This is a genomic window from Methylomonas montana (genome assembly GCF_030490285.1).
In the GTDB taxonomy this organism is placed as follows: domain Bacteria; phylum Pseudomonadota; class Gammaproteobacteria; order Methylococcales; family Methylomonadaceae; genus Methylomonas; species Methylomonas montana.
Map to the genome: position 1 here is coordinate 2,770,715 of NZ_CP129884.1, position 25,407 is coordinate 2,796,121.

The window sequence follows — 25,407 nt, forward strand, 5'->3', positions numbered from 1 at the left end:
TAGCACATGATTGAGAGGCAGGTTAAAACTTTTCGTTCCATATCTTTTCCAGGCGTTGCACGGAAACCGGATAAGCCGTTTTCAGTTGCTGAGCAAACAACGATACCCGCAGTTCTTCCAATCCCCAACGGAACGCTTCGCGCTCCGGGATCGGCGCCGTCTTGGTTTGCTTTTCGATAGCTTGCCAAAAGCGTTGCCATAATCGTTGCAGGCCTTGAATATCTGCCGAATCGGGTTTTTGCTTCTCCAGACGGAACTCGATAGCCTTCAAATAACGCGGTATGGCCTGCAACTGTGCCAAGGGCGTGTGGCGAATAAATCCGCTGTACAACAAATAGCTTAGTTGCTTTCCGACATCTTCCCGCAAACTTGCACTCACGCCGGGTTGTTTCAGTCTTTGCCTGACAGTTTGGTAGTTTGCCATGATTTCAGTGAGGTGCTTGCCGACTTGATTGGCAACTGTGACCAGTGTGGATTTTTTTGCGGTCAGCACCGACTCGAACTGTTGTTGACTACGTATGCTTTTATCCTCGACGAACACGCTGCTGAATATCAAAAATAGCAGATCCTCTCTAAAATCGCCGCCCGATCGTTCCGGCAATAAAGGATGCTTGGGCAACTGGTTATACGCCAGTTGCAAAGTAGCGGCGACGCCGCTGTTTTTCAGAATGTATTGCGCATCCTTACGGCATTGCAATTGAAACAGCTTGGTCAAACCATCGTAATGCGCCAGGTCGGCCTTACGCTGGGTATCCAGTATCTTGACGCCCACTGTCTCGCCTTCGTCGATGATAGCCGGGAAGCCCAGAAAGGTTTGGCCCTGCTGCATGAACTGCTTGGTCTCCGGCAAGTCGTCGAAGGCCCAGGCGATGCAGCCGGTGTAATTCATTTCCTCCTGCGCCAGCTTGTCGAAACTGTCGCCGGCCTTGGTCGCGTATTCGGCTTGCAGTTTCGCCAGATTGCGACCACAGCCCAGCGCCCTACCCTTATCGTCAACGACCCGAAAGTTCATCTTCAAATGTTCCGGCAAGGCGTCGGACTGCCATTCGTTGAGTGGAATCGATTCGCCGGTCAATTTGCGCAGCCTGCCGCTCAACCACTCGAACAAGGAACCTTTAAAATCAGGCTCGATCTCCAGACATTGCTGGGCAGTCTGCGGCACCGGCACGAAATGTTTGCGCAAGTGCTTGGGCAGCGACTTGATCAGCGCGACGACTTTTTCCTCCAACATACCAGGCACCAACCAGTCGAACGGTGTTTGCCTGATCTGGTTGAGCTGATGCACCGGAATAATGGCCGTAACGCCGTCCTCGTCGTGGCCGGGCTCGAAGCGATAATGTAACTCGACAGTCAGATCGCCGATCTTCTTAGCATCAGGAAAATCCCAGTCGTTGATTTTGCCGTCGTCGCTGCGAGTCAAATCTTCCTTGGTCAGGAACAGAATCTTGGGATGGTCGCGCTCGACCTTCTTGCGCCATTGATCCAAGGTGATGCCGCTGACGATCTCGGGCGGCAGCTTTTTATCGTAAAACTGATACAGCCATTCCTCGTCCTCCACCAGGTCGACGCGGCGGCCCTTGTGCTGGATGTAACCCACCTCTTCCAGCAGTTTTTCGTTGGCCTTGAAGAACGGCGCATTGCTGTGATAATCGTGATTGACCAACGCGTGGCGGATGAACATCTCCCGCGCCGCTTTTGGGTCGACGTTCTCGTAAGGCACCTTGCGTTTGGCCTGCAGGGTCAAACCATACAACAGCGTGCGCTCGTAGACGCCGCTGCGGCCGGCGTTTTTCTCCCAATGCGGGTCGTAATAATTGCGTTTGACCAGATGCTGAGCGGCGGCTTCTATCCATTCCGGCTCGACCTTGGCGACGGTGCGGGCGTAGACCTTGCTGGTCTCAACTTGTTCAGCGGCCATGATCCATTTCGGTTTGGCCTTATGCTGGCCGGAACCCGGGAAGATAAAAAACTTCAAGCCACGCGCGCCCAGATATTCGTATTGCTCGTGGCGAAAACCAATGTTGGACAACAGCCCTGGCAGCAGCGCGCAATGAATCTGCTCGTAATTGGCTGGATTGTCGTTGAACTTCAGCTTCAAATCGCCGCGCGCTACCTGCATGATCTGGGCATGAATGTCGTACCACTCGCGCATGCGGATATAGGACAGGAAATTGTCCTGGCAATATTTGCGCAGCTTGCTGTTGGACAAATGTTTTTTTTGTTCCTCAAAGGCATTCCACAAATTCAACAGACTCAAAAAATCCGAATCTTCGGCCTTGAACTGCGCATGCTTGGCTTCGGCCTGCGGCATCTTGTCGGCCGGCTTTTCGCGCGGGTCCTGAATGCTCAAGGCCGAGACGATAATCGCCACCTCCGACAACGACGCCAGTTCGGCGGCGGACAGTAGCATCCGCGCCAGTTTCGGGTCGGTCGGAATCTTCGCCAGTTGCCGGCCGGTGTCGGTCAACTGGCCTTGCTTGTCCAGTGCATCGACTTCGAACAGCGCATTCTTGCCGTCGCGTATCATCTTGTCGTCGGGCGGCTCGATGAACGGAAAATCCTCAATGTCGCCCAGCTTCAATGCCGCCATCTGCAAGATCACCGATGACAGATTGGTGCGCAGGATTTCCGGTTCGGTAAATTCCGGCCTAGCAATATAATCTTCCTTGGAATACAGCCGGATGCAGATACCTTCCGCGACCCGGCCGCAACGCCCTGCCCTTTGGTTGGCGCTGGCCTGGGAGATGCGTTCTATCGGCAGCCTTTGAATCTTGCTCTTATAGCTGTAACGGCTGATGCGGGCGTGGCCGGAATCGATCACGCAACGGATGCCCGGCACGGTCAGAGAAGTCTCGGCGACGTTGGTGGCCAGCACGATGCGCGGCTTGTTGCCGCTGGGCTTGAACACTCGTTCCTGCTCGCTGACGCTAAGTTTGGAATACAGCGGTAGCACGTCGTAACGGCTGTTGTTGTGTGATTTGCGTAAGGATTCTGTGGTTTCGCGAATCTCGTGTTCGCCGCTGAGGAAAATCAAAATATCGCCGCGTAAATCCCGGTGTAGCTCGTCGACCGCATCCAGGATCGCCTGCTGCAAATCGGCATCGGTTTCGTCGTCTTCCTCTATCAATTCGATGGGCCGGTAACGCACATCCACCGGATAAGTGCGCCCGGAAACGTTCACAATCGGCGCATTGCCGAAATGCTTGGCGAAACGCTCGGGGTCGATGGTCGCCGAGGTGATGACCACTTTCAAGTCGGGCCGTTTCGGCAACAACCAGCACAGATAACCCAATAAAAAATCGATATTCAGGCTGCGCTCATGAGCCTCGTCGATGATGATGGTGTCGTACTGATTCAGGTAGGGATCGTTCTGCGACTCGGCCAGCAAGATACCGTCGGTCATCAGTTTGACCAGTGAATTGGGATGAGTCTGGTCGTGAAAGCGCACCTTGTACCCCACCGCCTGGCCGATGGTTTGGCCCAGCTCCTCGGCGATGCGGTCGGCGACGGTGCGGGCGGCGATCCGTCGCGGCTGGGTATGGCCGATCAAGCCACTGATGCCCCGGCCGATTTCCAGACAGATTTTCGGCAACTGCGTGGTCTTGCCGGAGCCGGTCTCGCCACAGACGATGGTGACCTGATTGTTCTTGATTAACTCCGCAATCTCGTCCTTCTTGCCGCTGACCGGCAAATCCGGATAGTTGATCAGCGGCACCGCCGCCCGGCGCTGGTTGCAACGGCTCACCGAACGCTCGATCTTGCCTGAAACCTGCTGCAAACCCGCCGAGACATCCTTGCCCCTGCCCGCCTCGCTGCGCAAGCGATCCAGTTGCCGCTTCAAGCCGTGGCGGTCGATGCTCATGCAGTCGTGGAGATTTTTGGCGAGGTGTTTAAGCGTGTCTTGCGCGGACATGATGGTCAATATCGAAAAAAGGCCGTCATTATAAGGTGTGGCCGTGTGGTTTTACATTTGCTTATCAATACAAGCAGTTAGATAAATGCACTTTATTACGTTCAGCACACCCACCCTATCGAGGTGGGCGCTATCGCAATATAATAACTTCATAAACCTAATTTGTTTTAAGGTAATTAGTTTAACTAACCTCTGTATTTCACAGCACGACACCTATTTTCAACACTTATGAGCAACATTATTTATTGAGCAGGAATCCCATGGAAAATGATCCACCGAAAAACCCTTTCGATTCCTGGCACCAACAACGCTGCCACCCCAATGCTCCCGCGGGTGGCGGCGGTCCCGGCAACTTCACCAATGCCGGCCCTCTTCAGTACATTGGTCTTGATTGGGAAAGCTTACCCCATCCAAACTCGCCGGCGGGACGCCACCTTACGCCTGAAGAGATTCGTAAGCCGGCTCTCACCGAACGGGTTCAATCCGTAGTCAAGGCCTATTTTCAGGCTCTACGCCTGGCGCCTGCGGCGGTTTACCAGGAAACCGGCTATCAATTGGGCGAAATTATTGACGGTTTATTGCCTGGGCTTCTACAGATGCTGGCGGTGCTCGGCATCAGCACCGTGGCGGGAGCAGGCGCCGGGGCCGCCGTCGGCTTCTTTCTGGGCGGTGTCGGCGCCGCACCCGGTGCGGTAATAGGCGGTGAATTAGGCCTGGAAGCCGGAACCGCTCTGCTTACTTGGATGGGATTAGGTTTTCTTGCGGTCGCCATTGGGCAGGGAATGAGCGAATTGACGGGCGTTCTAAAGAGTGCCATCCACCATGCCTGGTATGCGGCGGAACATCATCACCCTCAATTCGAAATCAATAGGGCGGCTCAAGATCTGGCCAAGGCGGTGGGTATTTTAGTCCGACTGATACTCCAAGGCCTTCTGGCGTATGTGCTCAAGAAAGGCGCGGTCAGTTCCAGCCAGGCCGCGCTCTCGACATGGCAGACCATAGCCAGAGGCGGCACCCGCGCCGCCGCAGACGAAACGCTGGCCGAAGTCTCCGCGCTGCTGCGGAAAAGCAAACTGCCTGATGGTTTTGTCGTCTGGATAGAAAGGAACTGGGAGGATCTGAAACGAAATCCCAAACTGGCAAACAATAAAGCCAGCCCGGCTGTTTCATCTCAAGCATCGTCGGCAGTGACGCCGTCGGAACTGAAAGCGATGAGGGAAAGACAAGGGCGTGATGGTATCGGGGAAACTTCCGGCAACGAAAGTAAACCTGTCGCCGAAAAAACCAATCATGAGAAAGCGGCTTTCGGTGAACGAACTGCCCATGACAGGATGACGGAAAAAGGCTACGAACCTGTCGGAAACACCGACGGCAACTACTATCCTGGGAAGCAAGGTATAGATGGGGTATACAAAAACCCCAGTCCACCACCGGATTATATTATTACCGAAGTTACTGCTCTTAAAGAAAGTATTGTCACTAACCTGCATATTGACATTCTGGGTGTCTGAAAAAAGATTTCACGACATGTGGGAGTTTCTGTAAGTGATGCATGGCAGATTGAACGAGTTTCTTTAATTCGATTTTATTTTCCGGCATCTGCTTGGCCACGCGTGGTTTGATATAACCCCACACTTGTTCGTCCGGATTCAGTTGTGGCGCATATGGCGGCAGAAAGGCCAACTGCAACCGGCCTTGCTGTTGCTCCACAAACGTTTTAACGATCTTAGCCTTGTGAATCGGATGGCCATCGACGACCAGTATGATCGGCTGTTCAGCGCCACGCAGCAGGCGTTTCAAGAATTCGACAAACACGTCGGCGGTGACGTTGCCTTCCTGGACCATGAAGCGAAAATCGCCCCGCGCACTGACCGCAGAGATCAGATTCAAACCATATCGTCGCCCGGTTGTCTTCACGGTCGGCGTCCGACCGACTGGCGCCCAGGTGGTGCCAGCATGAAAGTCGGAGCGCACGCCGGCTTCGTCGGCAAAATAAATCACTGCACCCGTGCGTTTGGCTTCGGCTTTCAAGGCAGGAAACTCCTCCGACTGCCATTTTTCCACCAAGACCGGGTCCTGCTGCCAAGCCCGATACAAGGGCTTTTGCGGCGTAAAACCCAGCAACCGCATGATCCGTCCCACACTCGGCGCGGTCAGGCGTTTGCCAAACTGGCGATAGATGACTTCCCCGATGAGCGACAAGGTCCACAAGCCAAACTCCAATTTCATTTGCCAGGGTGTTTTGTCCCGCACGGTCTCGGCGATCCAGCGCATTTCGTCGGGCGTCACCAGCGGTGGGCGGCCCGTAATCTTCTTGGCCAGCAGGGCATTTTGACCGCCGGTTGCAAAGTCGGACAACCACCGAAACACCGTGCGAATGTTGACGCCCATCGCTGCCGCCACACTGGCCGCCGTCTGCCCATTTTTCACCGCTTTGACCGCCTGCTGTCGCATCACTTGCAGAGTATGGTGATCAATTTCCCGGCCGTCTGAATCTCGTTTACATTTCATGGAAATATTATCTCATGAATATGGCTTAACTTATTTTAAGAGCAGTAAATACGGGACGGCAGATTTAGGGATGACGAAAGATGGTAAGCAGATGAGTGATGGCTGGTTAACAGATAAGAGGCTGTTTGAAAAGGTTGGTGAAGAAAATACTGATGCAATAAGGCAGTCTGCAAAAAGAGACAATGTTGAGAAATGGTTGATGAAGGTTGACGAAAATGGCTCAACAAGCATGGTCAAGCTTGATGAATATGCCAATAAACTGGGCAAATTGACTCCGTTTTAGATTAATTGAGTAGAGAGAAAATATGCGCGACACTATACAAACCAAAGAATATTTCGATAAAGGCATTGCCTTTAAGCAAAAAACCATAGACAGAGATAGGAATTCGGTACATGAAATACCTCGACATTCGGCAAGAGCGGTAGAGGTATATAGCTTATGCGAACGTTCCGCAATGCTTTGTGCTCAACGCTACAGTCGTGGCGATGATATTGCGGAGATGAAACCCAGCGTGACGCAAATGATGGATATGTTTGAGCTGCGTTACCTAACCATGCCTACTCTTGATCTACCACAACAGGGATGGGAAATGTGGAGAAACCTGACCCTAAGCCAGCTTTACGATCATTTCACCTGCTTGGCCTTTGCGACCAGCCTGCGATACCCAGCAGATGTTTATATGAAGTTGCTCCAGGCCATAGGCCATCTCGGCGAAGATGGCTTGCTGGATCGTATTGCCGTTCAATTGGGTGATACCGGCCGGCATGTCGCCGCTGCGTCAAAATTCGGTATGGAATATGACGATTTAGTGGCTGTGATCGATGCCCCGGCCGAAGCCCGGCCAGCCATGCTCAAAACTTATATCGAAAACTGGTACAAAAAGCATATGAAAGATATGAGCTGGCATGGCAATCACAAGAGCGAGGCTTATGTAGGCTATTGGTGTTTTGAAGCAGCATTGGTTGCCATGTTATGGAATATCGACGATACGGCAATATCCTCGCATAAACACTATCCGGTCGATTTGGTACGCTACTATCGCGAGACAGGCAGCTAACGGATTGAACAGCAAGCATAGGGTTGCAAGGTAACGCGGAATAGCAAGGGGTTCGTGAGGTCTTACTCTTGGCGAGTCAAGTCCACCGACTGGGATGTGCGTTACTACCGCAGGTGTAAACACGGACATTGGCGGCAAATTTTAAGGGATGGAGTAGGGAGGAGGTAGAAAACGGATGAATCACAACACCAAAATTCGCCCCGAAAACCACGAAATTCGCGGGATTCAGGCTAAAAACAAAAATTCTTGAATTCCGGACAGTTTTGGCATGAAAGTGCGGAAATATTCCGATGAATATCGGAAAAATAGCCTCAACAAATCCTGAATAAATACCGTTTAAACGCCATTTATTCCCTTATCGAACGCGCTGTAAAACACGCAATAAATGATCAGCGGTCACATTCTCGACCAAGTTTTTATCATCATCAGGAAAGCCGACCAGCTCCCGTTTCGGCAACCCAGGATGATTAACCCGTTTGGTGACAATGCCGGCGAACGACAGCGCTTTTTTATCCTTTGGAAGGATCGTATAAGGATCGGTTCCGCCATGATGCCATCCAGCCAACTTTGCATCTCTTGCATCATCGAACCCGAGAATTAACGTATCGCTCGAAACTTGATAATTGAAACTAGCCAGCATCCGACCGGTATCCTTCAGAACACCACCCCGCTTTGAACGGATTTTTCTGGCTGTTTCGATGCTTAAAGATTTAGATTTTCGGAATGATTCATCCTGGTTTTTCCAAACAGCGCTACCCAAAGTCAACGGAGACAACGCCTTCCACTCCTTACCTTCCGGATCGACGCCTTTTTCATGCCGCCGCCTATTCACACGTAACAACGACTCGCCGATGCTACCCAGCATCTCATCCGGTGTTGCAATTTCCCGGCGAATCGCCTCCATCATCCGGTCTAAATGACTCGCTTCGAATTCTATTTCAAATTGCATAATCCCCACCTATATATATAATGAGTGCGTGGCGATAGGAGACAGGCCGACTGTACGGCAGACCCAACCAAAACCACAGACCGGTTTACAGCACAAACCGGCCATTACCTCTTAAACAGCAACTGACCAATCCGCTGTTTATCGAAATACTTCAATCGCTGCTTTGCGCTACTTGGCTCAGCCATGAATGCTGTCGAACCTATCCAGCCAGTACGACCCCACTCGAACGCCACAATGGCATATTCACCTGTGCCTTCAATTTCAAATGCCCGCAAATACCGACGTTTTAGCCTCCACCGCTTCAGTTGATCAGGGTTTTGATTAGACCAGTTGCGATCTTCCTCCCAACGCGACCATATTTCATCAGGCTCCAATAGGGCCATGGCCAATAAGTTGATATATTCCAACCTATCGGCTTTTTCAGGCTTAGCCAACCACTTAAATTCGCCCGACCCATCCTCGAACAATGCTTTGGTTATTGCCAACGTGCTGCCGACTGCATCGGTAAACGCCGCCCCTTCATCCATCGTCGCCCCGAAAATCCCCAAATACTCTTCGACTGCGATTTCAGGAGCGGTACCAGGCGGAATTTTTATATTTGGCGAAACCTTGGTCGGTTTCGACATGTCAGGCACCTCAAAACCGGTCGGCCACGGTTTATCGCGAACCTTTAGCACCTCGCCATGAATATCTAAAGGCGGCACGGTCAGCGGTTCCAGGTAAGCTTTACCCGGATTGTAAGCAAATCCGGGATCAATTCCCTTGGGAACACGCACAGTACGTGGAAACGGGCCTCTTTTGCCGACGGTTTTGGTTTCCCACTCAATAGGAGGGGCCGTATCTGGACCGGTATTACCCTTTTCTTGCCAGGCTTGCTCAGCTTCGTAATGTGACAACGAATTTACTCGGCAACGGCATAACCAGCCATTTTGCGGGTAATGCGTATCCCACCACGGATCATCAGCAGACAAAATCAGCCCATCCCATGCTTTATGCTCTAGGCGGGGGTGCTCTATTGATGTGTGGTCATATTCCCAATATGGGCGCAGATGCTTCACCTTCATCATTTGTACATAACGGCCGACGTTATAAGCCTGCATGATGTTGGTGTCGTAGATAATCCGGCTTCTCCAGCCGGGTGACCCGTTATATGTCCATCCGTGTTTTTGAGCGATATCGTCGAATTTGCTGGCAAACTCATCGTAGCCATTGCCGCTCTGTTTCGCGGTCATCATGGCGTTGAAATAATCTTCCAATAGCGCATCTTGACTTGCACCTGCTATGACCGCAGCGTAACTATGGTGTTCTTGCCAAATGTCAGTCCAACTGGCTGTAGGCAGCTTGATTTTGTTCTTGATAAAATCAATGGCCTCTGAAAACGGCAATTGCGCCGGCGAATCCGTCACAGTTCGATCTCCCACAGGGCCAATTGGCCTTTGGTACGAATCACCCGGCCGCCATATGGCACCCGACGGCCGACTTTGCGCCAGCAATGCACCAAGGCAAAGCCGGCAGCAATCAACTCTTGTTTCAATTCGGCGATATCGCCACGCGTCAATTTGCGCTGCGTCAAATCAGCGGACAGCAGCACCGTATCGGGGCCGATCTTATCGAGTTTAATCACCGATACGAACGGATCGGCGTCTTCAAACCGTCGGCCATTGTCGAACGTGCGGGCAACGCCCTGCGTCCACTCGATATGCACGCTCACGACGCACCACCAAAGATTGTTTCTTCTTTGTCGCCCTTCCTGGAGGAATCAGGCTGTGATTGTTTACTAAACATCGCTGCGCCCCGCCAAATTCGCCGCCGCCATACCCAATTGCACCGACTCCGCCCAGGCCTTATTGCTGGCCGTTAACGCCTCCATCCCGGCAATCGCCTCATCAAACGACCCAGCCTCCGCAACCACCGCCGCGATCTGTTGAATCAATGCCTCTTCATGCGGCACACACAGCGCCGCCAATTGCTGGCTATAGGATGTGGCGATATCGCCGTTTTGGTTTTGCGCGGCCAATGCCGCCAATCGGGTCAATGCCGCGTTGGCTGGTGATGGCACGGCCACCTTGCCGGATGCTGTCAATATCTTTGCGTCCTTGCCGGCTTTCGGAATCTGCAACGCTTGATGCGCCCAATCGATATCAATCTCCAGGCCCATTGCCGCACCTTTTTCCAATACATCCACCAGCGCTTTTTGATCAACCTCATCCGCCGTGTCGTACTTAAACACAGGCATGCGGTCATGGGAGAACATGCCATTCAGCAACACGATAGGCTTGATGATCTGGCTATTGGTGGTCGGCTCGATCTGCCGCACGTCGTGCAACATGATCTCGCGCCGCACCTTGTCATGAATCACGCCCAGCGCGTTGGTGCTGGTTTTTCCGTCCGCCTGGCTGGTCAGCGTACCGCCTAAAATCGCCAGCGATTGCTTGCGCTCCCAATACTGGGTCGCGTTTAAAAAGTCGGTGACATTACCCGTCGAGGTTTGCGTAACAAAGTCGATAGTCATCGTGCTGGGCACAATGCCGGCACCGTCGTTGCCGATATTGCGCACCGCCTTCAGCAGCTGGTCGCGCTCGGTTTTGCCGATACCAGACGGATATTTACCCAAGCGCAGCGGCATGCCGTACACCTCTAAAAACCGCTGCATATCGCGGATGTTGTAAGCCTTATAGGCATACGTCCAGGCCAGCACCCGAAACAACGCCGCCTGCTCAATATACCCGGACTTGGCCCGATGCTCATGCACCACCCAGCCCCATTCGCGCAACGCTTCCGGCGTACCGTTTTTAAGATACATCAGCTCGCCGGTTTTGATGTCGATGCGCAGCTCGCGTTGCGGTACCCAGTTCAACGCCTGCGGTACCCATTCCGCGCCGGTGCGCCAATCGATCTCCAACGCCGCCAAACCCTTGCCGATCGCATCGGTAATGTCGTACTGCGCATCCTCAAAGCGCGGGATTTTGCACAGCATGTCTTTTAATTCATTGGTACGATCGATCTCCGCTTGGGTCGCATCGTCCTTCGGATGCAAATCCCAACCCAGCCCGGTCACCGCGCGGCGACGCTTGCCCAGCTCGCTGAATATATGCGGGTCTTGCTCCTCCACCAGCTCGAACAGCGTCGCCTGGTCGGTGATATAGCCCTGATCGGCTTGAGCGAACGCCGATGCTAACCGGGTAGGGTCCAGCGTGTTGACGCTCATATAATTGAGCATGTGGCTTTGCGTGGATCGTGCGCCGGCTTGCAGGGTTTCCAGGCCTTTTTTGCTGACCTGGGTGAGTTTGGCTAAAGCGGCTTTGGCTTGTTTAATCATCTTCGGTCACCATGGATTCAACATCGTCTGGCCATGCGCCAACGATTATTGACTCACCAGTATCTAAATGGATTTCCGTCGCAAAATTGCCGTTATAGTCCACAAGCCTCCAATACAAAATTCGTGAACAAACAACGGTTATTGGCCTACCGTTCGGCCCATATCCTGGCAAATTAACAACGCCAGATTTTAATCGCTCAGTCATCATCCCAATCCTCATCATAATCAGCACTACAGCGGCTGGTAGACCGGCGTTTGCCGAGTCCGCCGCCCGCCGACGTATAATTCCACTCGCCGCCGAACTGCCCGGCTATCGCCCACAACATCTCCAACGCGTCCGGGCCGTCGTCGTGGTCCGCTTCCGGCCAGAACTTCAATTGCTCGATCAGCGTGGACTGGCTGCGGTGTAACCGGATCAGCCCGTTATTGATATGCGGTTGCAAGCTGATAATCCGCAAACTCTTATCGGTATCTGGCTGCACAGGAATCCCCGGAAAGGCGATGCCCTTCAACGCCGCACGCTTGATCAACTCGCTATGCAAAAATGCCTGGAACTGCACGGTTTCCACTGCCCAGGCCATGCAGGCGTACTCGGCCTGCAAATCAATCGCCCGGCTGATGATCAAATCCGGAACGCGGCGGGCGATATCGGCTTCCACCACATCCAGCACCATCTTTTTGCGGTCCAAACCGCCCACCAGAATCGCCGACGGGTCGCCTTTCACCGTGCCTTTCTTACCCAGCGACGGATCGAGCGAGCCGAAAAACACCCAATCTGCTAGCCGATTCACCCAGAACTGAATGTCCTTGAACGGCGCGTTTTCATCGTTTCCGGCCTCGTTTTGCTGCTCTTGAGAAAACGCATCGTGATTAATCGCCCGCATGCACATCAGTCGATACAACGGCCGCACTTCCGGCCAACTGCATACCGCGCCGGCATCCATGGCGGCCTTATGCTTTTTATAAAACGCCAGCGCTTCGGCCTCGAACTGCTCCTTTTCGTCATCCTCACCGGTTCGTGTATACAGCGCTTCCCACTGGTCCCAAAGGTCCATCCGATCCGGCCATTTCAAAATCGACCGGAACACTTTCCGCCGCCAACCCGGCGCACGGCTGACACGGTTGATGGCCGCGTCGTAATGCAAACTGGTACCGACCCAAAACACATCCATGCCGCCGCCCGGTCCGGCCAAGCCAAGCACCGCGCTGAGTACATACTTCTGCACCTTGTCGCGCTGGCCCTTGTCCTTGACGTTCTCGTCGTTTTCCAAATCGTCCAGGAAGATCAAATCAGGCCGGTGCGGGCCGTGCTTCATGCCTCTGATCTTTTTGCCGGTACCACCGATGCGAATCTTGATGTTGTTGGCGGTGATGGCCGTGGTCGCTTGCCATACCCGGCCGCGACCGCAGGCGTCTGGGAAGTCCATCATCAGCCGCGGATTGGTATCCAGCTCGGCCTTGATGCTTTCCAGCATCTCCGCCGCTTGCTCCTCGGTGTTCATGATGATGCCGATCATGTGCTTGCGGCCGGTAACGATGCACCACAGCGAACCCAGCTGGGTTTCGTAGGTGGATTTGGCCTCGCCGCGCGGCGCTTGATGCACCTCGCGGCCATCGGCGGCACCGTCGATCACTTGCGGAAAGCGCAGGAAAATGAACTCATGAAACTGGCTGAAATGCGGCGTCGGCACATAGTGCGGGAAATAGGTTTTGCAGAAATAGCCGTAGTCGTACCAGGCGCGTTCCCGCCGCGCGCGGCTGGCCGCCGGATCGGTAGCAAACGACTCGCACTCCAGCTCGATCTGCTGGCGAATCTGCTCGCCGAGCAGGGCCAGCTCTTTCTCGAACTCGCGCCAGTTTTTAACTTCCTGGATGTCGAGGGATTCAGACATTATTTAATGTCTGGGCTAATCGAAATCGACACTGTATAGCCAAGATGAGACGACAGGCTTCTTACCTCATCGGGTTTCAGACCGTAAATGCTGATGAATCGTGATGGACCGTTTGGATCATCAACTCTCACGTTCAAGCTATCACCCGGTCTATCTTCATTAATTTGCAGGCTGGTCAAAATGCCAGTTACTTTCATTTCAATTCTCCTCATTGCAGGTTGGACACGGAATCCCGCGTTTAGCAGCCGTCACACTTTCAGCCGATGTCCAGTCGGTTTCGTGCTCGCAACGAGCACAGGCGTATCGAACAAGCTGTTCACCAGGGCCATTACTAGCCCCATCGCATACATGCATCAGCCATTGGCGCTTTTTCCTGGGCTTATCAAAAAGGTCGATAGTCTTACCCATACCGCTTCCCCAACACCGCCCCAATATCATCCAAATACGGCTGCAAGGCCCGCAACGCCGCCGGATCGCGCTTGCGCAACTCGTCGGCGATGATGCGCAGGGTATCCAGCGCCACCGACAAGCCGGAAAATGCCGGATTCACCCGCGAAAACGCCTTGCTAAACTTGGCATACGCATCGGCCAATTGCGCTAACAGCTGAGCCTTTTCCGCCGCCGGAATCGTCGCCGTTTCCAGCTCGCGGGTAGTGGTAATCACCTGCCTGGCAAAGTCTTCAACCAGCTGCTTGTTCAGATCATCAATGCCTTGCTCGCTGATCCGGTACGCCGCCCGCGCCGTGTGATGGGCGCGAAGGTTTTTGCCATCTGAGTTTAACCATCGCACCTGGTCAAATATTCCGGACGCAAAGGCATCCAACGCCTAACTCCCCCTGCATGAAGATTGATACGCCGGCAATAAAGTGCAGACCAAATTACCCTGGTTCCTACGCGTCGCGTGGAAACCCAGACTTTCCGCGTAGCGGTGAAGTTGTACCGCAGCGCGGCCAAGCCCGGCATTCCCACGCAGCGCGTGGGAACGAGACCGCGATGAGGGAAAGACAAGGGCGTGATGGTATCGGGGAAACTTCCGGCAACGAAAGTAAACCTGTCGCCGAAAAAACCAATCATGAGAAAGCGGCTTTCGGTGAACGAACTGCCCATGACAGGATGACGGAAAAAGGCTACGAACCTGTCGGAAACACCGACGGCAACTACTATCCTGGGAAGCAAGGTATAGATGGGGTATACAAAAACCCCAGTCCACCACCGGATTATATTATTACCGAAGTTAAATACGGGACGGCAGATTTAGGGATCGAATTGCCTCAAATTAAAAGTAACCCAAGGGGTCAATAAAAACAGGTCGTTGCCTCACATTGTGTGTAACCGAAATAAAACGGGTTACCACCATGGGAAAACACGAACGACGAGCCTATTTACAAGCGATTCAAAAGCGCTATCGACAAAGCGATAGGGCCACGAAACAAACGATCCTGAACGAGTTTTGCGAAGTCTGCGGCTACGCCCGCAAGTACGCCATTCGTTTGCTGAATCGAAAAGCCAAGCCCGCCGCTTCTCCAACCAAACGCCCCGGGCCCAAGCGAAAATATCAAGCCGAGGTGTTGCTGGAGCCGCTGAAACGCATCTGGTTCGCCAGCGATCAACTGTGCGGCAAACGACTAAAGGCGGCGATACCGATCTGGCTGCCTCACCACGAAGATCAATACGGCCCCTTGGCGGATGGCGTGCGCGCCGACTTGCTCAAAGTGTCGGCGGCCACCCTGGATCGCCTGCTCAAACCCCTGCGCGTCCAGCATCCAAAGGGGTTGTCCGGCACCAAACCCGGCTCGCTGCTGAAAACCCAAATTCCCATCCGCACCCATCATTGGGACGAAACCCAGCCCGGCTTCGTCGAAGCTGATACCGTGGCTCACTGTGGCAATTCGCTGGCCGGCGATTTCGTCTGGAGTCTGACGATGACGGATATCGTCACCGGCTGGACCGAATGCCGGGCCACTTGGAACAAGGGCTCGCAAGGCGTCCTGGAACAGATTCAGGCCATCGAGAACCTGTTGCCGTTCCCTTTGAAAGGCTTCGATTGTGATAACGGCTCGGAATTTCTCAACCAGCATTTACTGCGCTATTTCACCGATCATCCGCAACAGCCCGCCTTTACCCGCTCCAGGCCCTACAAGAAAAACGACAATGCCCACGTCGAACAGAAAAACTGGACCCACGCCAGGCAATTATTCGGCTACGACCGGCTGGATAACGCCGTGCTGGTGCCGTTGATGAATGAGGTCTACAGCACGCTTTGGTGCCCGTTGCAGAATCACTTCTGTCCCAGTCTGAAACTCCAGAAAAAACACCGAGACGGCGCCAAGATCGTTAAAAAATACCACGTGCCGCAAACGCCTTACCAAAGGGTTCTCGATCATACTGATATTCCTGAATCCACCAAACAGGCTCTCAGAGAGCACCATACCAAGCTCAATCCATTTGCTCTCAAGGCCGCCATTGAGCAACAATTGAAACTCATCTTTTCACAAGTCCAGGTTACCTCTAATGTGAGGCAACGACTTTGACCCTTCGGTTACCTTTTTCTATGAGGCAATACGGGGATGACGAAAGATGGTAAGCAGATGAGGGCCATAGGATGTGCTGAACAACGTGAAGCGCATCGTTTTCGCGGCAATTGCTTACAGCAAAGCCTAAACCGATTAACGCCCCATCTCCCGCCGAAGCCGCTTTGGATTTCGCCTACAATCCAGAATTCGAAACACAACGGCTTGATCGTCGATCACTTTGTAATAAATGGCGTAGGGAAACCGCTTTGCCAAAAGCCTATGGAATCCAAAATGCAGACTCGGGGAGTCGCTATTTTTGCGAAAGCTTGTTTTGGGCATCCCAGCCCAATCAAGCGGCAAAAATTACGCGACCGCTTATGCCTCCGGCGGCCCCGATTCGTCCGCGTCACCTCGTTTCGACCCAACAAGGGGTCGAAACATTGGCTCTCGCATGACTTGACGCCGTTTCGCGATGCCTTGCAGGTTTTCTCCGCTTCACTACGAAAACCCGCCCGGCGCTACGGCTATCGCGGACTAAAAATCTTCACTTCGCTATCGCTCCGTTTCCAAGATTTTCAGCGGATGAACGCCGGCATACAGAGCTAGTGAATCAATTTCGGCGAACAGACTATCGAAAAAATAATCGCCTACTCCTTCTTGCTGTTTATCGTAAAACAAGCGTCCTGCCGAAAAATCATCCATGGCAGTGCGCAAAATCCGAATTTTCATTCGAACCGCGAGCGTAATGCCTTTTTGGCTTGCTGCCAATCGACCGCCTCGACATCCCCTGCTGTATAAGCTGCTTCTGTCCGCTGTAATTCCTCCTGATGCCAAGGTAACGCCGGGACGTCGTTTTCGTTATCGAGCAAATCGTCCCACAAAGCTTCGATAAGTTTGAGTTTTTCGGTTGCAGGTAGTTGCCGCAGTTCAGCGCTGATCATGAGGGGGTTCTCGTGTCGGAATAGCCGGATCGATACTAGCCCGAAACAGCGTTGAAAGCCAAGAGTTATCAATCCGGCGCGTCAGCGTTCATCGCTATACGTATTTAAATATGGCCTCCACATTGACGACCGTGCAGCTCATAAAGTGAGGCTTGTCCGGTTCCTTGATGATGTAGCAGCTTCTACTGAAATGGTCGCTGCGATCTGGCCGTCACACTCGCCGCCGACGCGCCGCCCGAGCCGCGCATCGGCCCCCTTATCTGTGGAGACCCGTGATGAAAAAGGTAATGTTCTTGGCCGCCGTGCTGCTGTTGAATATGCTATGGCCGTCAACAGCGTCTGCCCTCTGCTCCGTCAACAATGCGAGCCTGGCCTTTGGCAGCTTCAGCCCGCTTACCGGCAACACAGTCGACAGCACTGCCACCATCACCGTTACCTGCGCGTTGCAACTGTCGTCTTATACCATTGCGCTCTCGCCCGGCGGCAGCGGAACCTATAACCCACGGAGGATGACCAGTGGCGGCAACACTCTGGAATACAACCTCTACACCAGTGCCGGCTACAGCCAGATATGGGGCGATGGCACCGGCGGCAGCGTCATAGTTGATGCCGGCTCGACTCTCCTCGGCTCCAGAAACCATACGATATATGGCCGCATACCGCTCTCGACGCAGCGGAGTGCCATGATCGGCAGCTACAGCGACAGCATCACCGTGACGGTCGCTTATTGAACAGTCCATACGGCACCGCCACGACATAATCCTTATATGGACTCATCCCGTTTTGCAAGCATTTCCCTTGCGGGTTGATGGTATGACTGCACTCGTATATCCGGCCTGTGAATGGGCTTTATCCGCACTGACCATAATGGGTTATTCGCGCGTTTGCTCCCGATCCCCTTATCGTGCTTTTGGATACAGCGGATTCGGCAGATTTTGCAAATGCCGGTTCGACCGGTTACCATCAGGGCATGCTTCGCAATTATCGTTCCCGCGCTCCGGCGTGGAAACGCAGCTTGTATCGCCCAGGCAGGTCATTCAGGACGCTAGCGCGTCCGCCGCTGTGAGTCCCCACGCCGGAGGGACAATTAGATAATATTTCTACGACACACAAAGCCATGAGTAGCAAAAAATGACACCATTATTTTCAAAAGAATCTCTTGTACGACTACCGTTAGTGGTGGCTGTAGCTTTGACCATCATCTCGCCTGCCCAGGCTGAACTGCTGGGCCGTGGCGGAGGCACGATGGTTTACGATACGGATCTAAATATTACCTGGGTAGCTGATGCAATGTTGTTCAAAACATTAGCGAATGCCTCCGAAGATCCAAATAGCTACGTGCAAGACATTATCGACGCCAACAACGGGGTGATCTACGACACGCCTAATAGCGAGGATGGACGTGATGGCGTGTACAACCTGAGTAGCTTTGACCTCAACACAAGTAATGGCCGCACGACTTGGTTTGGAGCTTTGGCTTGGACCAACAGTCTAGTATATGGAGGGTACAGCGATTGGCGTTTACCTACCACTAGCCCCGCCGCAGAGGGTTTTAATGCGGGTAGCGAAATGGGACATTTGTTCTATACAGAACTAAATGGTTCGGCTCATAGCCATATACCTGATTCCAGTTTATTTGTTAACACCACCAATAGTTTCTGGACAAATAGGGAAAACCAGACAAGTGCTCCTTTCAATGCCTGGCTGTTTTCGCTTAGCAATGGCAGTCAAAGCCTTGCCGGCAAAACAGCCGCCTACTTTGCCTGGGCTGTACGCGATGGCGATGTAGCGGCCGTGCCTGTACCCGGCGCGGTTTGGTTATTTGGCTCGGCAATCCTCGGCTTTGCCGCTTTAAAACGCCGGTCAAGCAAAGCGTAATTCCTCTGGAGCGCATCGTTTGTTTATCATTCCCACGCTCCAGCGTGGGAATGCAGCCCGTAACCGCTCCAGCGGTACGATTCGGGACGCTAGAGCGTCCGTAGCGGTGTCCCCACGCCGGAGCGTGGGGACAATAAAAAACCCTCACTCAATCAAATCACCAAGGCCGGCATAATTGGCCGCACGAGAATAACGCCGATGCTAAGGCAAATTAACACAGCCTCGGGTGACCGGGTTGGCGTGAATGTACTCCAGCTTCTCCCGCATCATTGCCTTGCCGAAAACCAACTCGGCATGCATGCCTTCTTGCCAGAATTGAAACTCACGGTCGCGCTGGTGCGCCGCTTATGGTTCCCACGCTGAAGCCTGGGAATGACAAGCGGCAGCACTTCAATAACGCTTCCTGCCGCTGCGTTGCAGGTAATCGATGATCTGCCTTGCCGTATACGCTTTGAAACTCGCGACACATTTCCCAGTTCGGGGGCTTGGGCTATGAAATGCAGCCGTTGATAGCGGTCGTATGGGGTGAAATAGGTCATGGGTCTTCTTGGATTGGGCGTCGGCCTAGGCCGCCATTTTACCAAACACCGGGCCTTACCGTTAGAAAGTCAGGCAGGCCGCTAGACAATTAAGCTGCCGTCCACTTTAATATCTACTGTCAACGCAATAAATCCGTCGCCTTTTTTCAAACCTCCAAGACAGTCGCCGTCGTCAACTTAACGATGAAGTCGTTGACTACCATCAACTGTCACATCCGCACGTCCATAAGGAATCAGACAATGATAATACACCCATTAAGCAAAGCCATATTGGTCATTTTGATTGCAAGTGCCACAAGTATCACACCGCAGTCGGCATGGGCCGACACAATCGTTGTCGCCGGCAGTGATGGCGTCAACGGTACACATGGTGTGTCAGGCTATCTAGTAGGCACCGATGGTGGAAACGGTACAGATGGAAGCGATGCTTCGGCGCTCGCTAATGGATCAACCATAGATAACAACGCAACTGCAACCGCTGGAATCGGGGGTACTGGCGGCAATGGCGGCAATGGTACGCAGATTGGAGGAAATGGCGGGCATGGCGGTAGAGGCGGCGACGCCCACGCAACCGCGATCACCGATCTAAGCCGCGGCTTAACCACGTCGGCCTCGGCCTCGGCGTTTGCCGGTAGTGGAGGTATCGGTGGCATTGGCGGTTATGGTTCTGAAATCGCCGGAAGCGACGGTAGTGCGGGAACCGGCGGTGACGCTTCGGCTGCCGCGTTATCCCGAAATACCGGAAGCGGCGGAAGCACCGCCGGCACGGTTGCATACGGCGGTACCGGCAGCGTTGCCACGTCTGGCGGCAACGCGAATTCAATTGCCTCCTCAATCGCTGCCGAGAATGGAGGAAGTACTGCCAACGCAATTTCATACGGCGGTACCGGCGGCAATGGCGCTTCTGGCGGCCAGGCAAATTCAATAGCAAGCGCAACCTCTGCCGGAGGGACCGGCGTAACGACCGCGCAAAGCACCGCCCATGGCGGTAATGGTGGTCAAGGGCTGGCTCCGCAAGATCCAGTTAGCAATTATGAGAAAGGAGGAGATGGCGCGGCAAGTGAGGCGGTCGCCAGAGGCAGTTCCAGCGGCGGCGGTGATGTCCAAGTTTACGCTTACCAATTTGGGGGTAACGGTGGTAATAGTGGTGAGTACAACAGCTATAGGGGCAGTAGTGCCGGCAACGGCGCTGATTCAATTATGTCAGGTGCCGTCCATGGATCCACCACTGGCATACTGACCCTGGGCCAATATGCCTATGGCGGTGGTGGCGGTAACAGCTGGTACGGTTCCGGTGGGATGGGCGGTAAGGCCCGCTCCAGGCTATATGAAGAAAATAACGAAAGCCGTTTGCTGAACACCAGAACGAATGCCATTGGAGGTATCGGGGGCGATACTATCGGGGGCGATAGCATCTATGGCGCTGTCACCGCCTCCGGCGGCGATGCCATAGCCCTTAACACCACAATTAGCTATGGCGACGACCACAACATTAATGCCGTCAGTTACGCCGAAGGTGGTAGAGGTGGCAATCCGGTGCTTTTTAGTCTTCCCGGCGCTGGCGGTAATAGTACTAGCCAAACCTCCGTTACCGCCACTGGTAACAGCGCGGTCCAAGTCGACGATAAAGCGGTCGGCGGTAATGGCAGCTACGATGGCCACCACCAAGTATTTTCCGGCAAAGGCGGTAGCGCCTCTTCCGACGCAAGTGCCAGCAATAGCGGCAATCGAGACGTTTCTGTTTCCAGTACGGCTATTGGCGGAGCCGGCGGTGCTGCTCCAAAATCTAGCGGTGGGACAAGTAGTGCTCGGGCCAGCGGCAGGTCTGGCGGAGGCGGCAATGTCACGGTTATCGCCCACCAATACGGCGGTACCAGCGTTGATTCCAGCATGTTGAATGCGGTAACCGGTTCGACCAGCGGAGTTTTAACGCTAAAACAATATGCTTATGGCGGCGACGGCGGTGGAAGTACCGAGCCCGGAGCTACTCATGGAAACGGCGGCAAGGCCTCCTCAATACTGAGTGTAACCGATACCGACAGCAGCGTATTGAACACCACGACAGTAGCCATCGGCGGCACCGCTGGCATTGTGCGCGGGGGCAGTCACGACCGCGGCGGCGATGCGATTGCACGCAACGACACGACCAGCATCGGTGACGGACATAGCATTTATGTCAACAGCAACGCCGAAGGCGGTAAATACGGCATGGGGGACGGAACAGGCAACGATAATAATGGCAAGGGGGCCAATGCCACCAGCCACTCTAACGGCACCGCCATCGGTAACAGTAATGTCCATGTCAGCGATAAAGCAACTGGCGGTAGTGGCGGGTACCTTTATTTTGACTCCATTGGCAACAATGGTGGCGCCGCCGTCTCAAACGCAAACGCCAGTAACAGCGGCAATCAATCGGTCTACGCGTCAAGTAACGCCACTGGCGGCACCGGCGGATTGACGGATTATAATACGCAAGGCCTAGCCGGCGATGCGCAAGCCCACACCAAAGCGATCAGCACCGCAGGGTTTGCCTCAAGCTCGGCAATTGCAACGGCTGGTACGGGTTCAGCTCTTGCCAATCTTGTCACCGCCGATGCTACCTCGGTGGGTGGTAACGGTTCGTATGCAAACGCCTTAGCCGGCCAAAGTGGTTATGCTTCAGTCTCCGCCGAAGCTAGCGTTCCCGATACCGTTGCAGGTACCAGCGACGTAAAAGCTACGCTTGGACAACCGGCGCCAGTCACCGCATCGGCGAATGACAAACAAGCTGTCGCCTATGCCACCGCTTTACCTTTGTCGACCGATGTGACCGCTGCGTTGGCTAATCATGCCAATGTCAATCGCAATTTCAATGCCGGTACCGATGCGCAAGCTTGGTTGTTGGGTAATCAAGGCGTATTAAATACCGCCGTCGATGGCAACTTTCATGACTATTCCAGCAAGATAGATCTGATCATCAATACGGCTGGCTATACCAATCAACAAGACTTATTGCTGGGCTTGCTGTCTCCAGTATTGGGTGGCAGCAATCTGGGTATTAACGATACCCTGACATTTAATATCGTTGTATCCGGAGTCGGCGGTACTCTATCGAAAAACTATAGCTTTAGCGATTTGCTTGATATAAACGCACCTGGCAGCGGCGCTAATTTCTTCCACGACAAAACCCTGGACTTAGGCGCGTGGTCAGAATTTGTGACTGCGGCCAACGCCAACCTGGACATCACCTTAAGCCTTAATCTGCATACACACACTAGCAATACCGGGCTGAGCTTTAATTACATTCTAGGTAACTCGCTGGTTAGCGCCGTACCAGTACCGGCTGCTTTCTGGTTATTTGGCTCGGCATTCTTGGGTTGGATCGGCTTTAATCGTCGCAAATACGCGACTGTTTAAGCTAACCTGCACGCGATAAACAAAGCCGCCCTTTTGGGGCGGTTATTTTCAGCCTGGATTCCCTCAGCGCGTAGGAACGAGATATGCGCTAACAGAGCAGGCTTGATGATAAATTAGTCCTCGCTGGAACAGGCAGGAAGCGTTTCAATCACGCTTCCTGCCGCTGTTGTTACGGGTATTCGATATTCTGCCTTGCCGTATAAGCTTTGAAACTCGCGACGCATTTATCCAGATCGGGGGACTTGGGCGATGACATGCCGATGGTTTTCCAGAATCTCGCATAGCCGTATAGTTTTAATACGACCTATCGCTATTTACCAAGTCGGTTTATAGAAAAAACTGCTGCGTTTAACCAAATATCGTTAAAAATCCATTTTCAATATGTGGATAATATGACAGCCTAGGGTTTTCAAGAGCACATATATAAATTTCTCTTATACTTCCAGCCATCATTCGCCATCTAAAGTCCGCCGCAGCTCATGATCCACTTACGCCCTTGCCCCGACCCTACATGCGCGCGCTGAGAATTCCCGCTCTCTTGATGGCGCACGTAGTTTCGGCGATGGCTAGCGAAACCTCGCCGGAAGATTTAACCGATCTTTCGCTCGAGCAATTGTTAAATCTGGAAGTCATCAGCGCCTCTCGCTTGGGACAAAAAAGCAGCCAAGCCCCTACCTCGGTTTCGATTCTGACCGCAAACGACATTCGTACCTTCGGCTGGCGGACACTGGCGGAGGCCTTGAACAGCATGCGCGGCCTGTTCACCAGCAACGACCGCAATTATAGCTATCTGGGCATACGCGGTTTCATGCGCGGAGGGGATTACAACTCGCGAATATTGCTGATGATAGACGGTCAACGCATGAACGAAAACATCTACGACGGCGGCTACATCGCCCAAGAATTTATGCTGGATATGGATCTGGTGGAGCGCATCGAATACATCCCCGGTTCCGGGTCTTCGATCTACGGCGCCAATGCTTTTTTGGGAATGATCAATGTCGTGACCAAGCAAGGCAAGGCCATCGACGGCAGCCAATTAGCCGGCGAAATCGGCACGTTCGACACCTATAAGGGCCGCGTCAGTTACGGCAAAACCTTGAAGAACGGCACCGACCTATTATTTTCGGCTTCGCATTACGACACGGCCGGCGTTGAAAACCTCTATTTTCCGGGATACGACAGCCCGGAAACCAATAACGGCATCGCCCACAAGATGGACGACGAACGCGCCGACCGGCTATTCGGCAAAATCAAATTCGAAGAATTGACGCTCAGCGGCGGCTACGTCGATCGCGGCAGACACGTCCCGACAGCGGCCTTCGACGGAATTTTCAACGACCCGCTCTTTTTCACCGACGACAAGCAGTTTTTTTCCAACTTAAAATACGAAAAGGCTTTAAACGAAAACACCTCACTGTTACTGAAAGGCTTTTATCAAGGTTACGATTATTACGGCGACCAGGCTTACATCGTCAACGACGCCAGGGTGATCAATCACGACGAAGCCAGTGGCCGTTGGTGGGGCGGCGAGGCGCAATTGACCACCCACCCTTTCGAGGGCCACCGACTGATCGCGGGCCTGGAATATCAATATGACCAACGCCAGCGCCTGCTCAATTACGATTTAGATCCGTATTTGCCGTATCTGGAAAGTCACCGCAATGGCCATCGGGTGGAAGTCTATCTGCAAGACGACATCCAACTGCTGGACGATCTGGTATTCAGCGCTGGCGCGCGCCTGGATTATCATCATATGCTGAAGAACCTACAACTCAATCCGCGCGTTGGCCTGATTTGGAGTCCGCTGACCAACACACAGTTTAAACTTCTATACAGCTCGACATTCCGGGCGCCGAACGCTTGGGAGCGCGACTATAACGCTTTTGGATTCGTCGATAATCCCCTGATGCGCGAGGAACAGATCAAAAGCTACGAGGCGATTGCGGAATGGCGTTCGGACAGCAATCTGCGTTTGCTGGGCACCTTGTTCTACAACGACATCTCCCAATTATTGGAAGGCCATCTCACCGGCGATGCCGACGGCAATTATGCGTTGATCAACGCCGGCCGATTTCACGCCTACGGCGGCGAATTGGAAGCCGAAAAGCGTTGGAGTAACGGTCGTTTATTAAAAGCCTCCTATACCTATAGCCTATTAACCAACGAAAACCGCCATGGCGCATGGGCCAACGCCTCCCCGCAAAACCTTTTCAAATTGCACTACGCCGAACCGCTGTTCGACAACTATCTGAGTTTAGGTTTGGAAAGCATATTTATCGATAGTCGCAAAAACGGTCTAGGCGGCAAGGTCAACGGTTACGAATTAGTCAATATTAACCTCAGTTCCGATAAATTGATCCATGGTCTGGATACCTCGTTTGGGATATACAACGTGTTCGATAGCCATTACCAAATGCTGGGCGTCAGCGAGAATATCGATGTGCTGCGCATGAATGGTAGGGAGTTTCGTTTGAAATTTCAGCTGACATTTTGAG

The 25,407-nt window shown here is 53.3% G+C and carries 20 protein-coding genes; 9 read left to right on the top strand and 11 right to left on the bottom strand.

From position 1 onward, the window contains the following. Positions 1-22: 22 nt before the first annotated feature. Positions 23-3,913, bottom strand: coding sequence for an ATP-dependent RNA helicase HrpA (gene hrpA / locus QZJ86_RS12835; protein ID WP_301670816.1), 3,891 nt, complete (start codon positions 3,911-3,913; stop codon positions 23-25). Positions 3,914-4,173: 260 nt separating this feature from the next. On the opposite strand from hrpA, the gene QZJ86_RS12840 reads away from it, so the two are divergent. Beyond that, positions 4,174-5,424 carry a DUF6861 domain-containing protein gene (locus QZJ86_RS12840; RefSeq protein ID WP_301670817.1) on the top strand — a complete coding sequence of 417 codons (1,251 nt, stop codon included), beginning with the start codon at positions 4,174-4,176 and terminating at the stop codon, positions 5,422-5,424. Here QZJ86_RS12840 and QZJ86_RS12845 read toward each other — a convergent pair. Further along, positions 5,393-6,424, bottom strand: a complete 1,032-nt coding sequence (locus tag QZJ86_RS12845) for an IS630 family transposase (RefSeq protein ID WP_301670818.1) — start codon at positions 6,422-6,424, stop codon at positions 5,393-5,395. The genes QZJ86_RS12840 and QZJ86_RS12845 overlap by 32 nt on opposite strands. Between QZJ86_RS12845 and QZJ86_RS12850 the strand changes: the two genes are divergently transcribed. Beyond that, a complete protein-coding gene (locus QZJ86_RS12850; RefSeq protein WP_301670819.1) occupies positions 6,423-6,707 on the top strand; it encodes a hypothetical protein in 285 nt (94 codons plus the stop codon). The genes QZJ86_RS12845 and QZJ86_RS12850 overlap by 2 nt on opposite strands. A 22-nt stretch (positions 6,708-6,729) precedes the next feature. Beyond that, on the top strand, positions 6,730-7,482 hold the full coding sequence (locus QZJ86_RS12855; protein ID WP_301670820.1) for a PoNe immunity protein domain-containing protein: 753 nt from the start codon (positions 6,730-6,732) through the stop codon (positions 7,480-7,482). Positions 7,483-7,837: 355 nt separating this feature from the next. On the opposite strand, the gene QZJ86_RS12860 is transcribed toward QZJ86_RS12855, so the two are convergent. From QZJ86_RS12860 to QZJ86_RS12890, 7 genes are all read right to left on the bottom strand, one after another. Continuing rightward, complete coding sequence (locus QZJ86_RS12860; protein ID WP_301670821.1) at positions 7,838-8,431, bottom strand: phage virion morphogenesis protein; 594 nt, start codon at positions 8,429-8,431, stop codon at positions 7,838-7,840. Between the two features lie 104 nt (positions 8,432-8,535). After that, a complete protein-coding gene (locus tag QZJ86_RS12865; RefSeq protein ID WP_301670822.1) occupies positions 8,536-9,837 on the bottom strand; it encodes a PBECR2 nuclease fold domain-containing protein in 1,302 nt (433 codons plus the stop codon). Beyond that, complete coding sequence (locus tag QZJ86_RS12870; protein ID WP_301670823.1) at positions 9,834-10,142, bottom strand: hypothetical protein; 309 nt, start codon at positions 10,140-10,142, stop codon at positions 9,834-9,836. The genes QZJ86_RS12865 and QZJ86_RS12870 overlap by 4 nt, the downstream gene beginning before the upstream one ends. Before the next feature lie 66 nt (positions 10,143-10,208). After that, the gene (locus QZJ86_RS12875; protein WP_301670824.1) at positions 10,209-11,750 is read right to left on the bottom strand and encodes a DUF935 domain-containing protein; all 1,542 of its coding nucleotides are present in this window, start codon (positions 11,748-11,750) and stop codon (positions 10,209-10,211) included. Positions 11,751-11,947: 197 nt separating this feature from the next. Then, positions 11,948-13,642 carry a phage terminase large subunit gene (gene terL, locus QZJ86_RS12880; RefSeq protein ID WP_301670825.1) on the bottom strand — a complete coding sequence of 565 codons (1,695 nt, stop codon included), beginning with the start codon at positions 13,640-13,642 and terminating at the stop codon, positions 11,948-11,950. Then, entirely contained in the window at positions 13,642-13,839 is a 198-nt protein-coding gene (locus QZJ86_RS12885) for a hypothetical protein (RefSeq protein WP_301670826.1), read from the bottom strand. The genes terL and QZJ86_RS12885 overlap by 1 nt, the downstream gene beginning before the upstream one ends. A 203-nt stretch (positions 13,840-14,042) precedes the next feature. Then, the gene (locus QZJ86_RS12890) at positions 14,043-14,432 is read right to left on the bottom strand and encodes a DUF1804 family protein (RefSeq protein ID WP_301670827.1); all 390 of its coding nucleotides are present in this window, start codon (positions 14,430-14,432) and stop codon (positions 14,043-14,045) included. Positions 14,433-14,635: 203 nt separating this feature from the next. On the opposite strand from QZJ86_RS12890, the gene QZJ86_RS12895 reads away from it, so the two are divergent. Continuing rightward, positions 14,636-14,944 (top strand): hypothetical protein, encoded by a 309-nt coding sequence (locus tag QZJ86_RS12895; RefSeq protein WP_301670828.1) that lies wholly within the window; start codon positions 14,636-14,638, stop codon positions 14,942-14,944. A 53-nt stretch (positions 14,945-14,997) separates the two neighbouring features. Next, positions 14,998-16,173, top strand: a complete 1,176-nt coding sequence (locus QZJ86_RS12900) for an integrase (protein WP_301670829.1) — start codon at positions 14,998-15,000, stop codon at positions 16,171-16,173. Between the two features lie 534 nt (positions 16,174-16,707). Here the strand turns inward: QZJ86_RS12900 and QZJ86_RS12905 are convergent. Next, positions 16,708-16,884 carry a hypothetical protein gene (locus QZJ86_RS12905; protein WP_301670830.1) on the bottom strand — a complete coding sequence of 59 codons (177 nt, stop codon included), beginning with the start codon at positions 16,882-16,884 and terminating at the stop codon, positions 16,708-16,710. After that, positions 16,881-17,096, bottom strand: a complete 216-nt coding sequence (locus QZJ86_RS12910) for an addiction module protein (protein ID WP_301670831.1) — start codon at positions 17,094-17,096, stop codon at positions 16,881-16,883. Before QZJ86_RS12910 ends, QZJ86_RS12905 begins: the two co-directional genes overlap by 4 nt. A 275-nt stretch (positions 17,097-17,371) precedes the next feature. On the opposite strand from QZJ86_RS12910, the gene QZJ86_RS12915 reads away from it, so the two are divergent. The 4 genes from QZJ86_RS12915 (at position 17,372) to QZJ86_RS12930 (ending at position 25,406) form a co-directional block, all read left to right on the top strand. Beyond that, the gene (locus QZJ86_RS12915; protein WP_301670832.1) at positions 17,372-17,827 is read left to right on the top strand and encodes a Csu type fimbrial protein; all 456 of its coding nucleotides are present in this window, start codon (positions 17,372-17,374) and stop codon (positions 17,825-17,827) included. Positions 17,828-18,227: 400 nt separating this feature from the next. Next, a complete protein-coding gene (locus tag QZJ86_RS12920) occupies positions 18,228-18,974 on the top strand; it encodes an Lcl domain-containing protein (RefSeq protein WP_301670833.1) in 747 nt (248 codons plus the stop codon). A gap of 779 nt (positions 18,975-19,753) precedes the next feature. After that, positions 19,754-22,909 (top strand): beta strand repeat-containing protein, encoded by a 3,156-nt coding sequence (locus tag QZJ86_RS12925; protein WP_301670834.1) that lies wholly within the window; start codon positions 19,754-19,756, stop codon positions 22,907-22,909. Positions 22,910-23,450: 541 nt separating this feature from the next. Next, positions 23,451-25,406, top strand: coding sequence for a TonB-dependent receptor plug domain-containing protein (locus tag QZJ86_RS12930; RefSeq protein WP_301670835.1), 1,956 nt, complete (start codon positions 23,451-23,453; stop codon positions 25,404-25,406). The last annotated feature ends 1 nt before the right edge of the window (position 25,407 follow it).

Coding starts and splice junctions, on each gene's coding strand:
- hrpA (WP_301670816.1), bottom strand. CDS start 3,913: ATGTCCGCGCAAGACACGCTTAAACACCTCGCCAAAAATCTCCACGAC.
- QZJ86_RS12840 (WP_301670817.1), top strand. CDS start 4,174: ATGGAAAATGATCCACCGAAAAACCCTTTCGATTCCTGGCACCAACAA.
- QZJ86_RS12850 (WP_301670819.1), top strand. CDS start 6,423: ATGGAAATATTATCTCATGAATATGGCTTAACTTATTTTAAGAGCAGT.
- QZJ86_RS12845 (WP_301670818.1), bottom strand. CDS start 6,424: ATGAAATGTAAACGAGATTCAGACGGCCGGGAAATTGATCACCATACT.
- QZJ86_RS12855 (WP_301670820.1), top strand. CDS start 6,730: ATGCGCGACACTATACAAACCAAAGAATATTTCGATAAAGGCATTGCC.
- QZJ86_RS12860 (WP_301670821.1), bottom strand. CDS start 8,431: ATGCAATTTGAAATAGAATTCGAAGCGAGTCATTTAGACCGGATGATG.
- QZJ86_RS12875 (WP_301670824.1), bottom strand. CDS start 11,750: ATGATTAAACAAGCCAAAGCCGCTTTAGCCAAACTCACCCAGGTCAGC.
- terL (WP_301670825.1), bottom strand. CDS start 13,642: ATGTCTGAATCCCTCGACATCCAGGAAGTTAAAAACTGGCGCGAGTTC.
- QZJ86_RS12885 (WP_301670826.1), bottom strand. CDS start 13,839: ATGAAAGTAACTGGCATTTTGACCAGCCTGCAAATTAATGAAGATAGA.
- QZJ86_RS12895 (WP_301670828.1), top strand. CDS start 14,636: ATGAGGGAAAGACAAGGGCGTGATGGTATCGGGGAAACTTCCGGCAAC.
- QZJ86_RS12900 (WP_301670829.1), top strand. CDS start 14,998: ATGGGAAAACACGAACGACGAGCCTATTTACAAGCGATTCAAAAGCGC.
- QZJ86_RS12905 (WP_301670830.1), bottom strand. CDS start 16,884: ATGAAAATTCGGATTTTGCGCACTGCCATGGATGATTTTTCGGCAGGA.
- QZJ86_RS12910 (WP_301670831.1), bottom strand. CDS start 17,096: ATGATCAGCGCTGAACTGCGGCAACTACCTGCAACCGAAAAACTCAAA.
- QZJ86_RS12915 (WP_301670832.1), top strand. CDS start 17,372: ATGAAAAAGGTAATGTTCTTGGCCGCCGTGCTGCTGTTGAATATGCTA.
- QZJ86_RS12920 (WP_301670833.1), top strand. CDS start 18,228: ATGACACCATTATTTTCAAAAGAATCTCTTGTACGACTACCGTTAGTG.
- QZJ86_RS12925 (WP_301670834.1), top strand. CDS start 19,754: ATGATAATACACCCATTAAGCAAAGCCATATTGGTCATTTTGATTGCA.
- QZJ86_RS12930 (WP_301670835.1), top strand. CDS start 23,451: ATGGCGCACGTAGTTTCGGCGATGGCTAGCGAAACCTCGCCGGAAGAT.